Origin of the sequence: Pseudomonas neuropathica, from assembly GCF_051174785.1 — a bacterium.
GTDB classification, from domain to species: domain Bacteria; phylum Pseudomonadota; class Gammaproteobacteria; order Pseudomonadales; family Pseudomonadaceae; genus Aquipseudomonas; species Aquipseudomonas neuropathica_A.
Genome location: NZ_CP195111.1, coordinates 1,045,563 through 1,061,270 on the forward strand (window position 1 = coordinate 1,045,563; position 15,708 = coordinate 1,061,270).

The window sequence follows — 15,708 nt, forward strand, 5'->3', positions numbered from 1 at the left end:
ATTGTCATGCTGTTGCAGTTTGTAACACCTGCGGATTGGCGTGGAAAAACACATGTTCGCGCACCGGGCCGACGGCAACTTCGCCGATCTCTTGGTAACCCTGCCTTTTATAGAATTCCAGATAGCGCGGGTTACCAGTGTCGAGCACCACGCCTTGCGAGGTTTCATCGACCGCACACCAGTTGTGCACGGCGCTCAGCAGTTGCTCGCCAAAGTGCTTGCCCTGAAATTGTGGGTGAATGCCCAGCAGCGGCAGCATGTGCACCGAATCGCCGGGCACACAGGCGGCAACGGCGTCGTGATATTCGAGGTAGCGGCGGGTGCAGCGGAAACCGGTGCTGAGCACCATGCGCAGGCGCCACGCCCAGCTTTCGGTGATGCCCAAACGGCGTTGTGGTGGCGCGATCAGGGCGATGCCGATCAAACGGTCGTTGACCAACAGGCCGATGGCGGGCAGATCCTGCAGAAAGTGTTGCTTGACCAGTTCCCGCACCGTCGCCCGCACGCGCTGTTCGTAACCGGGGCGTTCGGCTTCGAACAGGTAACCGAAGGTCGGCTCATGGCGATACGCCTGATACAGCAGCGAGCGGGCTTCGCGGGAATAACCGCGGTCGAGCATATGAATGTCGGCGATGGCGGTCTGGGTTTCAGGCATAACGGTAATTCTCCCCGGGGCGCGTGCAAATGGCGGCGCTCTTGTTGGTACGAACCTTTTGCGGGTGGCGTGGTTCCCCACAGATATAGACCAACCTTGGATCTTCATCGATTTTGCTGGCCTCTTCGCGAGCAGGCTCGCTCCCACATTTAGATCACGTACCCCGTGGGAGCGAGCCTGCTCGCGAAGACCTCACACACAATACAAATCCCACAGGCCAAAATGATTTCTCCCACACTGGCCCATTTCCCCCCTGTCAGCTAGCATCGCCCTTTTGCCAGGACTGCCGACCATGAAGATCGTTTCCTTCAACATCAACGGACTGCGCGCCCGTCCGCATCAGCTGGCAGCGCTGATCGAAAAACACCAGCCAGACGTCATCGGCCTGCAGGAAACCAAAGTCCACGACGATCAGTTCCCGCTCGAAGAAGTCCGCGCCCTCGGCTACCACGTGTACTTCCATGGCCAGAAAGGCCATTACGGCGTGGCGATGCTCTCGCGTCAGGAACCGATCGCCATTCACAAGGGTTTCGCCACCGATGAAGAAGACGCCCAGCGTCGCTTTATCTGGGGCACGTTCGCCGACGCCAATGGCGTGCCGGTGACGATCATGAACGGCTATTTCCCACAAGGTGAAAGCCGCGACCACCCGACCAAATTCCCCGCCAAGCAGCGCTTCTACAACGATCTGCAAGCACTGCTGGAAAGCCAGTTCCACAACGAACAGCCGCTGGTGGTGATGGGCGATGTGAACATTTCTCCGGAAGACTGCGACATCGGCATCGGCCCGGACAACATGAAGCGCTGGCTGAAAACCGGCAAATGCAGCTTCCTGCCGGAAGAACGCGAGTGGATGGCCCGTCTGAAGAACTGGGGTCTGACTGACAGCTATCGCCACCTGAACCCGGATGTGACCGACATGTTCAGCTGGTTCGATTACCGTAGCCGTGGCTTTGAGGATGAGCCCAAGCGTGGCCTGCGCATTGACGTGATTCTGGCGTCCCATGGTTTGTTGCCGCGAGTGAAAGCCGCGGGTGTCGACTATGAATTGCGCGGGATGGAAAAACCGTCCGATCATGCGCCGATCTGGCTTGAACTGGCCTGATCTTCGAATCTCTTGAAATCCCCTGTGGGAGCGAGCTTGCTCGCGAAAGCGGAGTGTCAGTAACCAGATATGTTTCTGATACAGCGCATTCGCGAGCAAGCTCGCTCCCACACTCGATCTCTGTCATCTTTCGGTCATGCGCCTGACTTAATCTCCCCGGCAATCCCCTTGGCTTGATTCGGTGCCGGCATGACCCTGCGTGTTCTGTGCGTTTTTCTCTTGAGTGCGTGGCTGTCGGTTTCTGCCGCTGCCCTGCCCCTTCCTGAAAACGGCCCGGCGCTGCGCATTCAAGGCTCCAACACCATCGGTGCCGAACTCGGCCCGGCGCTGGTTGAAGGCCTGTTGCAGGAACAGGGTTTGCTGAAAATCCACCGCGAAACCCCGGACACCGCCAACGAGCTGCGCATCGTTGGGCAGACCGCTCAAGGCAAACGCGTGATCGTTGAAGTCGCCGCCCACGGTTCCAGCACCGGTTTCACCGCGTTGAAAAACGCCAGCGCCGATCTGGCCGCGTCTTCCCGCGAGATCAAGGACAGCGAGTTGCAGACCTTGCAATCACTGGGCGATCTGAAAAGCCCCGCCGCCGAACAAGTCATCGCCATCGACGGCCTGGCGATCATTCTGCATCCCGACAATCCACTGCAACAACTGGACACCGAGCAACTGGCGCGAATCTTTAGTGGCGAAGTGAAAACCTGGGAAGACCTCGGCGGACGTGGCGGTGCGATTCATTTATATGCACGCGATGATCAGTCCGGCACGTACGACACGTTTAAGGAACTCGTCCTGAGCCGGCGTGGGAAAATTCTGAACAGCGCCGCGAAAAGGTTTGAGTCCAGCGAACAATTATCCGACGCCGTCAGCGCGGATCCGCAAGGCATCGGTTTCATCGGTTTGCCCTACGTGCGCCAGGCCAAAGCCGTGGCGATTGCCGATGGCGCGTCGCAATCGATGCTGCCGCTCAACAGCCTGATCGCTACCGAAGACTATCCACTGTCGCGGCGCTTGTTCTTCTATCTGCCGCCCAACAGCAACAATCCATGGGCGCAGGCCTTGGTGACATTTGCGCAAAGTCGTCAGGGCCAGGCGATCGTGGCGGCCAACAGTTTTATCAGTCAGACCGTGCACGCCATGAGCGTCGCGCCGAATGCGCTGATGCCCGAGGGTTATCAATCCCTCAGCCGTCATGCCCAGCGTCTGACGGTGAACTTCCGTTTCGAGGAAGGCAGCGCGAAGCTCGATAACAAGGCGCGTCAGGATCTGGCGCGGGTGAGCGACTATATAAAGCGCCATGACAAGACCGAGCGCGCGGTGACGCTGGTGGGGTTTGGTGATGCCAAGGACGACCCGGCACGGGCGGATCTGCTGTCGAAGCTGCGGGCGATGGCGGTGCGGCGCGAGTTGGTGAAGAACGGCGTGGTGTTGCGTGAGGTTCGTGGCTTTGGTGCATTGATGCCGGTGGCGGCAAACAATGCGGATGAGGGCAGGATCAAGAATCGGCGGGTTGAGGTTTGGGTGTATTGAGCCTGATGGTTATGTACTGAATGTTCAGGCCCCTTCGCGAGCAAGCTCGCTCCCACATTCGATTTGTGAACGCCACAGATCCAATGTGGGAGCGAGCCTGCTCGCGAAGGGGGCGACGCGGTCTTAAGTCTTAATGACCGCTACGCAGCATTTCCTTCGGCACATACTTGCCGATCTCGAACTTGCCGATCGCCGCGCGGTGCACTTCGTCCGGGCCGTCGGCCAGGCGCAAAGTACGTTGCATTGCGTACATATAGGCCAGCGGGAAATCGTTCGACACGCCGGCCCCGCCATGCATCTGGATCGCCCGGTCGATCACCCGCAACGCGACGTTCGGCGCAACAACCTTGATTTGCGCGATTTCGCTCTTCGCCACTTTGTTACCGACGGTGTCCATCATGTACGCCGCTTTCAATGTCAGCAGGCGCGCCATGTCGATTTCCATCCGCGAGTCGGCGATCTTGTCGACGTTACCGCCCAGACGCGCCAGCGGTTTACCGAAGGCAGTGCGGCTCACCGCACGTTTGCACATCAACTCCAGGGCCCGTTCAGCCATGCCAATCGAACGCATGCAGTGGTGAATGCGGCCTGGGCCAAGGCGACCCTGCGCAATTTCAAAGCCGCGTCCTTCACCCAACAGGACGTTTTCGTACGGCACACGTACGTTGTCGAACAGCACTTCGGCGTGGCCGTGTGGTGCATCGTCATAACCGAATACCGGCAATGGACGGACGATTTTCACCCCTGGGGTATCGACCGGCACGAGGATCATCGAGTGCTGCGCATGGCGCGGTGCATCAGGATTGCTCAGGCCCATGAAGATCAGGATCTTGCATCGCGGGTCGCAGGCGCCGGAGGTCCACCATTTTTTGCCGTTGATCACCCACTCGTCACCATCACGCACGGCGCGGGCGGCCATGTTGGTCGCGTCCGAAGAGGCGACGTCCGGTTCGGTCATGGCGAATGCCGAGCGGATCTCGCCGCGCAGCAACGGTTCGAGCCAGCGCTGTTTCTGTTCTTCGTTGGCGTAGCGCACCAGCACTTCCATGTTGCCGGTGTCCGGTGCCGAGCAGTTGAACGGCTCCGGCCCGAGCAGCGAGCGACCCATGATTTCCGCGAGCGGCGCGTATTCAAGGTTGGTCAGGCCGGCACCGAGTTCCGACTCCGGCAGGAACAAATTCCACAAACCTTCGGCTTTGGCCTTGGCTTTGAGCTCTTCCATGATCGCGGTCGGCTGCCAGCGATCGCCTTCGGCAACCTGGCGCTCGAACACGGCTTCGGCCGGGTAAACGTAAGTGTCCATGAACGCGGTCACGCGCTCACGCAGTTCTTGCACCTTGGGCGAATAAGCGAAATCCATGATCAATTACCTTCTTGGGCAGAGGTTGTTCAAGTCATGCAATCGATGCTAGAACAGCGTTGATAATTTACCTAGCCTATTCTCGGCGTGTATAAACATTCATCACCGATATATGATCCAGTGATCGTCAGCCCTTAAAAACAAGAGAAGCCGCGTTATGAATCTGAGCAAGGTCGACCTCAACCTTTTCATCGTCTTTGACGCGATCTATACCGAAGCCAACCTGACCCGCGCCGGGCAGATTGTCGGCATCACTCAGCCAGCGGTGTCCAACGCCCTCGCGCGATTGCGCGAAACCTTCAACGATCCGTTGTTCGTGCGTACTGCTCAGGGCATGGTGCCGACGCCGATGGCGCAGAACATCATTGGTCCGGTGCGCAACGCACTGTCGCTGCTGCGCGTGTCGGTTCAGGAAAGTCGCATCTTCAACCCGGCGCAAGCGGTCAAGACTTACCGCATCAGCATGACCGACCTCACCGAAGCGGTGATTCTGCCGCCGCTGTTCCAGCGTTTGCGCCGTTTGGCGCCGACGGTGATCATCGAAAGTTTTCTGTCCAAGCGCCGCGAGACCACTAAAGAGCTGGCCGCCGGGCGTCTGGATTTTGCCGTGGACGCACCGCTCAACACCGACCCTCAAGTGCGCCACGTCAAGTTGATGGAAGACCGTTACGTCTGTGCGATGCGCAAGGGCCATCCGATGGCGGGCAAGGAAAAGCTCTCGCTGGATGATTACCTGTCGCTGACCCATATCCATATTTCCAGCCGCCGCAGTGGTTTGGGTTATGTCGATCTGGCGCTGGGCAAAATGGGCATTCAGCGCAAGATTGCCCTGCGTTCACAGCACTATTTGATGGCGTCGCAGGTGATGCAGCAGACCGACATGGTCATGACCGTGCCGGAGCGTTTTGCCCGTCGGCATGAATTGCAGGCGTTTAATCTGCCGGTGAATGATGTGCCGCCGGTGGAGACGCATCTGTATTGGCATGAGAGTACTGACCAGGACCCGGCGAATCGCTGGATGCGTGAGCAGATGATCGAGTTGTGCCAGCAGGTGACGGCGCAGGAGAAGAAGCTGGATAAGGTGTAAGAAATTACACCGCGTTATCGTTCTTCGCGAGCAGGCTCGCTCCCACATTGAATCGCATTTCAGCTGGAGAAACGCGGTCGAATGTGGGAGCGAGCCTGCTCGCGAAGGGGCCATCAAATACACCACAAATCATCCCGCTTGACGTAAACGTCAACCTGCCATTAGCTTAGCGCCAAGACCTTTTTTCGAGCGCTTCCATGAGCAGCCAGACTTACAGCATCTCCGACCTCGCCCGCGAGCTAGACATCACCACCCGGGCGATCCGCTTTTATGAAGAGCAAGGCCTGCTCAGCCCTGAGCGCCGCGGCCAGGAACGTATCTATTCACCGCGCGACAAGGTCAGCCTGAAGCTGATCCTGCGTGGCAAGCGCATTGGTTTCTCGCTGGCCGAATGCCGCGAACTGATCGAGCTTTACGACCCCTCCAGCGGTAACACCAAACAGCTCAACAGCATGCTGGCAAAAATCACTGAGCGCCGCGAGCAGCTGGAGCAGCAGTTGCTGGATATCGAACAGATGAAACTGGAACTTGATACCGCTGAAGAGCGCTGTGTGCAGGCGCTGGAGCAGACGCTCAAGAGCCAGCAGGCCATTCAGTAACAACCCCATTCCCTGTGGGAGCGAGCCTGCTCGCGAATGCAATTTGTCATTCGACATCTATAGTGATTGACCCGGCGCATTCGCGAGCAGGCTCGCTCCCACAGAGGGATATCCGCAGACTTCAGATAACTACAACAGGTCAACCATCATGCCCCTCCCCTCCCAAGTACGCCTGATCGAAGTCGGCCCGCGCGATGGCCTGCAGAATGAAGCCCAACCGATCAGCGTCGCCGACAAAGTGCAATTGGTCGACGCCCTCAGCGCCGCCGGCCTTGGCTATATAGAAGTCGGCAGTTTCGTTTCGCCGAAATGGGTACCGCAAATGGCCGGTTCCGCCGAAGTGTTCGCGCAGATTCAGCGCAAACCCGGCGTGACTTACGGTGCACTGGCGCCAAACCTGCGCGGCTTCGAAGACGCCATAGCCGCCGGGGTCAAGGAAGTCGCGGTGTTCGCTGCCGCCTCTGAAGCCTTCTCACAGCGCAACATCAACTGCTCGATCAGCGAAAGCCTGGCGCGTTTCGCACCGATCATGGAAGCAGCGCAACAGCACGGCGTTACCGTGCGCGGTTACGTGTCCTGTGTGCTCGGTTGCCCGTACGAGGGCACGGTCGCGCCAGAGCAAGTGGCGATAGTCGCCCGCGAGTTGTATGCGATGGGCTGCTACGAGGTTTCGCTGGGCGACACTATCGGCACTGGCACTGCGGGCGCGACTCGCCGCCTGTTCGAAGTGGTTTCAGCGCATGTGCCACGGGACAAGCTCGCCGGGCATTTCCACGACACTTATGGTCAGGCCATGGCCAATATCTATGCCAGCCTGCTCGAAGGCATCGCGGTGTTCGACAGCTCTATTGCGGGGCTTGGCGGCTGCCCGTACGCCAAAGGTGCGAGTGGTAACGTTGCCACCGAAGACGTTGTTTACCTGCTCAACGGTTTGGGAATCGAGACCGGTATCGACCTGGACGCCTTGATTACTGCGGGTCGACAGATCAGTGCGGTGCTCGGCCGCCCGAGCGGTTCGCGCGTGGCCAAGGCTCGTAGCGCACAGTGAGGGGGAAGGTGTTACCGCTATGTCTGGAATGTGGGGCGTAAGCGAGTAACACGGAAACAAATTGTCTGGTTTCGTTGGCGTGAAAATTTGCCGAAATTTTCATATCTTTGATTTATAAGGATTTTTAAAAGTTGGCACGGCTTCTGCTATCTCTATGGCATAACAAGAATAAAAAGCAGCAAACCAATAAAAACAAGACGTACCGACTCTGACATAACAAAAACAACACGGCAGAGACGCAGCTAACAGATTTTTTTGGAGAAGGTGTGCTTTTCAGGGTGCTCTCAGGAGTGACCCGCAACCGGGCAGAGAACAATAAAACTACCTTCAGGTAGCTCCCGAATCGGTTGGATCGCTTAGCGAGAAAGTAGATCAGCGCTCAAAAAAATACGTTTGCTCTTGACCCCGGATGGGGGTCGCCAAAAACAGCGGTAAAGGGCCACGGTTGCCAAAAACAACAACAGACCGACCCTCAATAATAAAAAAGAGCACGCGACGACAAAATTAAAGGGGAGCCTCGGCTCCCCTTTGTGCTTTCTGTGATTCCTGTTTTCACTGCGTATCCCTTGTGGGAGCGAGCCTGCTCGCGAAAGCGGTGTATCAGACACATCTGCGCTGAATGACACACTGCATTCGCGAGCAGGCTCGCTCCCACATTGAATCCTCGTCAGGCGTGCTTTTCGCGAAGTTCTTCGATGCTTATTTCACGCATTCTGAATTTCTGAATCTTGCCCGTGACCGTCATCGGAAACTCTTCGACGAACTTGAAGTGTCGTGGCGTCTTGAAGTGCGCGATACGCTCCTTGCACCAGGTTTGCAGTTCCAGTTCGGAAGCGCTGTGGCCGGGGTGGAACTTGATCCAGGCGACAATCTCCTCACCGTAGCGCGAACACGGAATGCCGATCACCTGCACATCCGCCACCGCCGGATGGGTGAAGAAAAACTCTTCCAGCTCACGCGGATAAACGTTCTCGCCGCCACGGATGATCATGTCCTTGTTACGTCCGGCGATGTTGACGTAACCCTCCTCGTTCATGCTTGCCAGGTCGCCGGTGTGCATCCAGCCCGCCTCATCGATGGCTTCGGCGGTGGCTTGCGGATTGCTCCAGTAGCCGAGCATCACGCTGTAACCACGGGTACACAATTCGCCGATGGTGCCGCGCGGCACGAGGTTGCCGGCTTCGTCGATGATCTTGCTTTCCAGCTGTGGCTGGGTGCGTCCAACGGTGGTCACGCGCAATTCCAGCTCGTCGTTCGGGCCGGTTTGCAGCGACACCGGGCTGGTTTCCGTCATGCCGTAAGCGATCTGCACTTCGCTCATGTGCATCTCGCTGATGACCCGGCGCATTACTTCGATCGGGCACGTCGCGCCGGCCATGATCCCGGTGCGCAGGCTCGACAGATCGAATTCGCCGCGCTGTGGCTGGTCGAGCATGGCGATGAACATGGTCGGTACGCCATAAAGGCCAGTGGCTTTTTCTTCGGCGACGGTTTGCAGAGTCAGCAACGGATCGAAGGCATCGTTGGGGTAAATCATCGTGCTGCCGTGGGTGATACAGCCGAGGTTGCCCATGACCATGCCGAAGCAGTGATACAGCGGCACCGGGATCACCAGGCGGTCACGCGGGGTCAGGCGGATGCTTTCGCCGACCATGTAACCGTTATTTAGGATGTTGTAGTGGCTGAGGGTCGCGCCCTTGGGGAAACCGGTGGTGCCGGAGGTGTACTGAATGTTCACCGGTTGATCGAAGTGCAGGCTGTCGCTGCGTTCGTTTAGTTGTTCTTTAGAGACACTGGTTGCCACGTCGGACAATTGCGACCACGGCAGGAAACCTGAGGGTGGCTGCGCATCGAGGCTGATCACCCCGCGCAAGTCCGGCAGACGTTCGCTGCGTAACTGGCCGACGGATTGCCCGGCCAGTTCCGGCACCAGGCCTTGCAGCATGCCGTGGTAGTTGGAGGACTTGAACGCCCCGGCGCAGACCAGCCATTGGCAGCCGGATTGCTTGAGCACGTATTCGAGTTCGGAGCTGCGGTAGGCCGGGTTGATGTTGACCAGGATCACGCCGATTTTTGCGGTGGCGACTTGGGTGATGCACCACTGCGCGCAGTTTGGCGCCCAGATGCCGAGGCGATCCCCCGCTTGCAAACCCAAAGCGAGCAGCGCTCTGGCGTGCAGGTCCACTGTGTCGGCCAGTTGTCGCCAGGAATAGCGCAGCTGCTGATGGCGCACGACAAGCGCCTCACCGTCAGGATACTGCGCGACAGTCTGATCGAACTTCTCCCCGATGGTCATCGCCAGCAAGGCTTTGTCCTGAGAGCCACGGCTGTAGCTGCGCTGCGGGTTTGCACTGGGTTGATCCATGACGACCCCTATTGTCTTTATTTAGTGGGTTTTGCCGGATTCAATCCCTGTGGGAGCGGGCTTGCTCGCGACGAGGCCAGCGGATTCAACATCCATGTTGACTGATCTGACGCTTTCGCGAGCAAGCTCGCTCCCACAAGGTCCGCTCCGTTTCAATCTTGAACTGCCTCTACTCTCGCTCAAGTTGACGTTAACGTAAAGGGTGATTGACAGCCATTCATCACAGGCTTACGTTAACGTAAAGGTGAGAGCCGAGTGACCGCCCTCCCCACCCTACAAAAAAGCCAAAAGGTGACCCATGAGCTATCCATCCCTGAATTTCGCCCTCGGTGAAACCATCGACATGCTGCGCGATCAGGTTCAGTCCTTTGTCGCCAAGGAGATCGCCCCGCGCGCGGCGCAGATCGACAGCGACAACCTGTTCCCCGCCGACATGTGGCGCAAGTTCGGTGACATGGGCCTGCTCGGCATCACTGTGCCGGAAGAGTACGGTGGCGCTGGCCTGGGTTACCTGGCGCACGTCGTGGCCATGGAAGAAATCAGCCGTGGCTCGGCCTCGGTAGCGTTGTCTTACGGCGCGCACTCGAACCTTTGCGTCAATCAGATCAACCGTAACGGCAACCACGAACAGAAAAGCAAATACCTGCCGAAACTGATCAGCGGCGAACACGTCGGCGCCCTCGCCATGAGCGAACCGAACGCCGGCTCCGATGTGGTTTCGATGAAACTGCGCGCCGACAAACGCGGCGACCGTTACGTCCTCAACGGCAGCAAAACCTGGATCACCAACGGCCCTGACGCCAACACCTACGTGATCTACGCCAAGACTGATCTGGAGAAAGGCCCGCACGGCATCACCGCATTCATTGTCGAGCGCGACTGGAAAGGCTTCAGCCGCAGCAACAAGTTCGACAAGCTCGGCATGCGCGGTTCCAACACCTGCGAACTGTTTTTCGATGACGTCGAAGTGCCGGAAGAAAACATCCTCGGCGTGCTCAATGGCGGCGTCAAAGTGTTGATGAGCGGCCTCGATTACGAGCGCGTCGTGCTGTCCGGCGGCCCGACCGGGATCATGCAGTCGTGCATGGACCTGATCGTGCCGTACATCCACGACCGCAAACAGTTCGGCCAAAGCATCGGCGAATTCCAGCTGATCCAGGGCAAAGTCGCTGACATGTACACCCAACTCAACGCCAGCCGCGCCTACTTGTATGCGGTGGCACAGGCTTGCGAGCGTGGCGAAACCACCCGCAAAGACGCCGCCGGGGTGATTCTCTACACCGCCGAACGCGCCACACAAATGGCCCTCGACGCCATCCAGATTCTTGGCGGTAACGGTTACATCAACGAATTCCCGGCGGGCCGCCTGCTGCGTGACGCCAAGCTGTACGAAATCGGCGCCGGTACCAGTGAGATCCGTCGCATGCTGATCGGTCGCGAACTGTTCAACGAAACCCGCTAAACGGAGCTGGCCATGGCTACCCTGCATACTCAGCTCAATCCCCGATCAGCAGAGTTCGCCGCCAACAGCGCGGCGATGCTCAAACAGGTCGACGCCCTGCACACCCTGCTCGCCCAAGTGGCGCAGGGCGGCGGCGCGAAAGCCCAGGAACGTCACACCTCGCGCGGCAAACTGCTGCCGCGTGAGCGCATTAACCGCCTGCTCGATCCGGGCTCGGCGTTTCTGGAAATCAGTCAATTGGCCGCCCACGCGGTCTATGGCGAAGATGTCCCGGCTGCGGGTGTGATCGCCGGTATCGGCCGGGTCGAAGGCGTCGAATGCATGATCGTCGCTAACGACGCGACCGTTAAGGGTGGTTCGTATTACCCGCTGACCGTGAAGAAACACCTGCGCGCACAAACCATCGCTCAACAGAACCGCTTGCCGTGCATTTATCTGGTGGACTCCGGCGGCGCCAACCTGCCGCGCCAGGACGAAGTGTTTCCGGACCGCGAGCACTTCGGGCGGATCTTCTTCAACCAGGCCAACATGAGCGCGATGGGCATTCCGCAGATCGCCGTGGTCATGGGCTCCTGTACTGCTGGTGGTGCTTATGTGCCGGCGATGGCCGACGAAGCGATCATGGTGCGCAATCAGGCGACGATTTTCCTCGCCGGCCCGCCACTGGTAAAAGCCGCGACCGGTGAAGTGGTCAGCGCTGAAGACCTGGGTGGTGCCGATGTGCACTGCAAGATTTCCGGGGTCGCCGACCATTACGCCGAGAGCGACGAACATGCCCTCGCCCTCGCCCGCCGCAGCGTCGCCAACCTTAACTGGCGCAAACTCGGCGAAGTGCAGCAGCGCGCACCGATTGCGCCGCTGTACGCCAGCGATGAGTTATACGGTGTGGTTTCGGCGGATGCCAAGCAGCCGTTCGACGTGCGCGAAGTGATTGCACGACTGGTCGACGGTTCGGTGTTCGATGAATTCAAAGCGCTGTTCGGCACCACGCTGGTCTGCGGCTTTGCCCATCTGCACGGTTACCCGATCGCGATTCTGGCGAACAACGGCATTCTCTTCGCCGAAGCCGCGCAGAAAGGCGCGCACTTCATTGAACTGGCTTGTCAGCGCGGTATTCCGTTGCTGTTTTTGCAGAACATCACCGGCTTCATGGTCGGCCAGAAATACGAGGCCGGCGGCATCGCCAAACACGGCGCGAAACTGGTAACGGCGGTGGCTTGCGCCAAGGTACCAAAATTCACCGTAATCATCGGCGGCAGCTTCGGCGCCGGGAACTACGGGATGTGTGGGCGTGCTTATGACCCGCGGTTCCTGTGGATGTGGCCGAATGCGCGGATCGGCGTAATGGGCGCAGAACAGGCAGCCGGCGTGCTGGTTCAGGTCAAGCGTGAGCAGGCTGAACGCAGTGGCCAAAGCTTCAGTGCCGAGCAGGAAGCCGAAATCAAGCAACCGATCCTCGACCAGTACGAAGAGCAGAGTCACCCCTATTATTCCAGCGCACGGCTGTGGGATGACGGCGTCATTGACCCGGCGCAGACCCGCGATGTGCTGGCTCTGGCCTTGTCCGCGTCGCTGAACGCGCCAATCGAACCGAGCCGCTTCGGCGTGTTCCGGATGTGATTTTTTGTGGGAGCGAGCCTGCTCGCGAATACGGTTTGTCAGGTAGCGGATACGTCGACTGATACATCGCTTTCGCGAGCAGGCTCGCTCCCTCAGGAACCGTGGAGACGGATGAATATGAGCGATTTCAACACCCTCGAACTGCAAAGCGATCCTCGCGGTTTCGCGACGCTGTGGCTCAACCGTGCGGAAAAGAACAACGCTTTCAACGCCGAGATGATCCGCGAGCTGATCCTCGCGCTGGACAAAGTTGCCAGCGACGCCAGCCTGCGCTTTCTGCTGGTGCGTGGCCGTGGCAAACACTTCAGCGCCGGCGCCGATCTGGCGTGGATGCAGCAATCGGCCGAACTCGATTACCACACCAACCTCGACGACGCCCGTGAACTGGCGGAGCTGATGTACAACCTTGCCAAACTGAAAATCCCCACCGTGGCCGTGGTGCAAGGTGCGGCGTTCGGCGGCGCGCTGGGGTTGATCAGTTGCTGTGACATGGCGATTGGCGCCGATGACGCGCAATTCTGCCTGTCGGAAGTTCGCATCGGCCTGGCACCGGCGGTGATCAGCCCGTTCGTTGTACAGGCTATCGGCGAGCGCGCTGCGCGTCGATATGCCCTGACCGCCGAGCGTTTCGGCGGGCAACGTGCGCGCGAAATAGGTTTGTTGTCCGAGAGCTATCCGGCCGCTGAACTTGATCAGCAAGTCGAGCACTGGATCAACAACTTGCTGCTCAACAGCCCCGCGGCGATGCGCGCCAGCAAGGACTTGCTGCGTGAAGTCGGCAACGGCTCACTGACCCCGGCGCTGCGCCGCTACACCGAAAACGCCATCGCCCGTATCCGCGTCAGCCCTGAAGGCCAGGAAGGCTTGCGCGCCTTTCTGCAAAAGCGTCCGCCGAGCTGGCAAGCCGCAACCACCACCAAGGAGCCGCGTTGATGAGCGCACCTGTTCTCACCACCCTGCTGGTGGCCAACCGTGGCGAAATCGCTTGCCGCGTGATGCGCACTGCCAAAGCCTTGGGCCTGACCACGGTCGCCGTACACAGCGCCACCGACCGCGCAGCGCGCCACAGCCGTGAAGCGGACATACGCGTTGACCTCGGCGGCAGCAAAGCGGCCGAGAGTTATCTGCAAATCGACAAACTGATCGCGGCGGCCAAGGCCAGCGGCGCGCAGGCGATTCATCCAGGCTACGGGTTTCTCTCGGAAAACGCCGGATTCGCTCGAGCCATCGAAGCCGCCGGGCTGATTTTCCTCGGCCCACCTGCCTCGGCCATCGATGCGATGGGCAGCAAGTCTGCCGCCAAAGCGCTGATGGAAACCGCCGGTGTGCCTTTGGTGCCGGGCTATCACGGCGAAGCACAGGATATCGACACCTTCCGCGATGCCTGCGAACGCATCGGTTATCCAGTGCTGCTCAAGGCCACGGCCGGTGGCGGTGGCAAAGGCATGAAAGTGGTCGAGGACGTCAGCCAGTTGGCCGAAGCCCTCGCCTCGGCTCAGCGTGAAGCACAGTCGTCGTTTGGCGATTCGCGGATGCTGGTGGAAAAATATCTGCTCAAGCCGCGTCACGTGGAGATCCAGGTGTTCGCCGATCAGCATGGCAATTGCCTGTACCTCAATGAACGGGATTGCTCGATTCAACGGCGCCACCAGAAAGTCGTCGAAGAAGCGCCGGCACCGGGCTTGTCCCCGGAGCTGCGTCGCGCCATGGGCGAAGCGGCGGTGCGTTCGGCGCAGGCGATCGGTTATGTCGGCGCCGGTACGGTGGAGTTTCTGCTGGATGCGCGCGGTGAGTTTTTCTTTATGGAGATGAACACGCGCCTGCAGGTGGAGCACCCGGTGACCGAAGCTATCACCGGTCTCGATCTGGTGGCGTGGCAGATCCGCGTTGCCCGTGGTGAAGCGCTGCCGATCACTCAGGAACAGGTGCCTTTGAACGGCCATGCGATCGAAGTGCGCTTGTACGCAGAGGATCCTGCGAATGACTTCTTGCCGGCGACCGGGCGTTTGGCGTTGTATCGCGAATCGGCCGAAGGACCAGGGCGCCGGGTGGATAGCGGGGTTGAAGAAGGCGATGAAATTTCGCCGTTCTACGACCCGATGCTCGGCAAGCTGATTGCCTGGGGCGAGGATCGTGAGCAGGCGCGCCTGCGTCTGTTGAGCATGCTCGACGAGTTCGCGATTGGCGGCTTGAAAACCAACATCAACTTCTTGCGGCGGATCATCGCGCACCCGGCGTTTGCGGCGGCGGAGCTGGATACCGGGTTCATCCCGCGTTATCAGGAGCAATTGTTACCCGCTCCGGGCACGTTGAGCGATGCGTTCTGGAACGCAGCGGCGCAAGCGGTGGCGCAGAGTCTGCCGCAGTCGGCACGCCAGGATGACCCTGCTTCGCCGTGGTCACTCAACAGCGGTTTGCGTGCGGGGCTGCCGCGGGAAATCACTCTGCACTTAAGCTGCGAGGGACAGGATCGCGCATTGACACTGAGCACCGCTGAGCACGCCGAACTGTCCGGCGAAGCGCTCATCGTCGAACACGAGGGCGTTCGTCGTACGTTGCGTGCCATTCGCCAGGGCGATTCGCTGTTCCTGCAATGGGAGGGTGAACTGCGGTATGTCGAGACGTACGACCCTATCAGCGCCGTCGAAGCCAGCCACAGCCATCAGGGCGGCCTGACCGCGCCGATGAATGGGAGCATTGTCCGCGTGCTGGTCGAGGCCGGGCAATCGGTCGAGGCCGGTGCGCAACTGGTGGTGCTGGAAGCGATGAAGATGGAGCACAGCATCCGTGCGCCGCATGCCGGGGTAATCAAAGCGCTGTATTGCCAGGAAGGTGAAATGGTTGGCGAAGGCAGCGCTTTGGTTGAACTGGAAGCCGTGTGAA

12 protein-coding genes are annotated in these 15,708 nt (G+C 59.4%); 9 read left to right on the forward strand and 3 right to left on the reverse strand.

Annotation, left to right across the window (positions count from 1 at the left end):
- Positions 1–4: 4 nt before the first annotated feature.
- A complete protein-coding gene (locus ACRRSD_RS04760) occupies positions 5–655 on the reverse strand; it encodes a GNAT family N-acetyltransferase (RefSeq protein ID WP_435037308.1) in 651 nt (216 codons plus the stop codon).
- Positions 656–947: 292 nt separating this feature from the next.
- On the opposite strand from ACRRSD_RS04760, the gene xthA reads away from it, so the two are divergent.
- Together xthA and ACRRSD_RS04770 are read left to right on the forward strand one after the other, a co-directional pair.
- Entirely contained in the window at positions 948–1,760 is an 813-nt protein-coding gene (xthA, locus tag ACRRSD_RS04765; RefSeq protein WP_435037309.1) for an exodeoxyribonuclease III, read from the forward strand.
- A gap of 189 nt (positions 1,761–1,949) precedes the next feature.
- Entirely contained in the window at positions 1,950–3,284 is a 1,335-nt protein-coding gene (locus ACRRSD_RS04770; protein WP_435037310.1) for a substrate-binding domain-containing protein, read from the forward strand.
- Between the two features lie 130 nt (positions 3,285–3,414).
- Here the strand turns inward: ACRRSD_RS04770 and ACRRSD_RS04775 are convergent, their stop codons facing one another.
- Positions 3,415–4,644 carry an acyl-CoA dehydrogenase gene (locus ACRRSD_RS04775; protein ID WP_093434163.1) on the reverse strand — a complete coding sequence of 410 codons (1,230 nt, stop codon included), beginning with the start codon at positions 4,642–4,644 and terminating at the stop codon, positions 3,415–3,417.
- A gap of 157 nt (positions 4,645–4,801) precedes the next feature.
- Here ACRRSD_RS04775 and ACRRSD_RS04780 point away from each other — a divergent pair, with 157 nt between their 5' ends.
- From ACRRSD_RS04780 to ACRRSD_RS04790, 3 genes are all read left to right on the forward strand, one after another.
- Positions 4,802–5,731 (forward strand): LysR family transcriptional regulator, encoded by a 930-nt coding sequence (locus ACRRSD_RS04780; RefSeq protein WP_016986544.1) that lies wholly within the window; start codon positions 4,802–4,804, stop codon positions 5,729–5,731.
- A gap of 197 nt (positions 5,732–5,928) precedes the next feature.
- Complete coding sequence (locus ACRRSD_RS04785; protein ID WP_093434160.1) at positions 5,929–6,330, forward strand: MerR family transcriptional regulator; 402 nt, start codon at positions 5,929–5,931, stop codon at positions 6,328–6,330.
- Positions 6,331–6,478: 148 nt separating this feature from the next.
- Positions 6,479–7,378 (forward strand): hydroxymethylglutaryl-CoA lyase, encoded by a 900-nt coding sequence (locus ACRRSD_RS04790; RefSeq protein WP_435037311.1) that lies wholly within the window; start codon positions 6,479–6,481, stop codon positions 7,376–7,378.
- A gap of 667 nt (positions 7,379–8,045) precedes the next feature.
- Here the strand turns inward: ACRRSD_RS04790 and ACRRSD_RS04795 are convergent.
- Positions 8,046–9,743, reverse strand: coding sequence for an AMP-binding protein (locus ACRRSD_RS04795; protein ID WP_435037312.1), 1,698 nt, complete (start codon positions 9,741–9,743; stop codon positions 8,046–8,048).
- A gap of 298 nt (positions 9,744–10,041) precedes the next feature.
- Here ACRRSD_RS04795 and ACRRSD_RS04800 point away from each other — a divergent pair, with 298 nt between their 5' ends.
- The 4 genes from ACRRSD_RS04800 to ACRRSD_RS04815 all read left to right on the forward strand — a co-directional run bounded on the left by ACRRSD_RS04800 (position 10,042) and on the right by ACRRSD_RS04815 (position 15,707).
- Positions 10,042–11,205, forward strand: coding sequence for an isovaleryl-CoA dehydrogenase (locus ACRRSD_RS04800; RefSeq protein ID WP_077573652.1), 1,164 nt, complete (start codon positions 10,042–10,044; stop codon positions 11,203–11,205).
- A 12-nt stretch (positions 11,206–11,217) separates the two neighbouring features.
- Positions 11,218–12,825, forward strand: a complete 1,608-nt coding sequence (locus ACRRSD_RS04805) for a carboxyl transferase domain-containing protein (RefSeq protein ID WP_435037313.1) — start codon at positions 11,218–11,220, stop codon at positions 12,823–12,825.
- Between the two features lie 117 nt (positions 12,826–12,942).
- Positions 12,943–13,758 carry a gamma-carboxygeranoyl-CoA hydratase gene (locus ACRRSD_RS04810; RefSeq protein WP_435037314.1) on the forward strand — a complete coding sequence of 272 codons (816 nt, stop codon included), beginning with the start codon at positions 12,943–12,945 and terminating at the stop codon, positions 13,756–13,758.
- On the forward strand, positions 13,758–15,707 hold the full coding sequence (locus tag ACRRSD_RS04815) for an acetyl/propionyl/methylcrotonyl-CoA carboxylase subunit alpha (protein ID WP_435037315.1): 1,950 nt from the start codon (positions 13,758–13,760) through the stop codon (positions 15,705–15,707). Before ACRRSD_RS04810 ends, ACRRSD_RS04815 begins: the two co-directional genes overlap by 1 nt.
- Position 15,708: the final 1 nt, after the last annotated feature.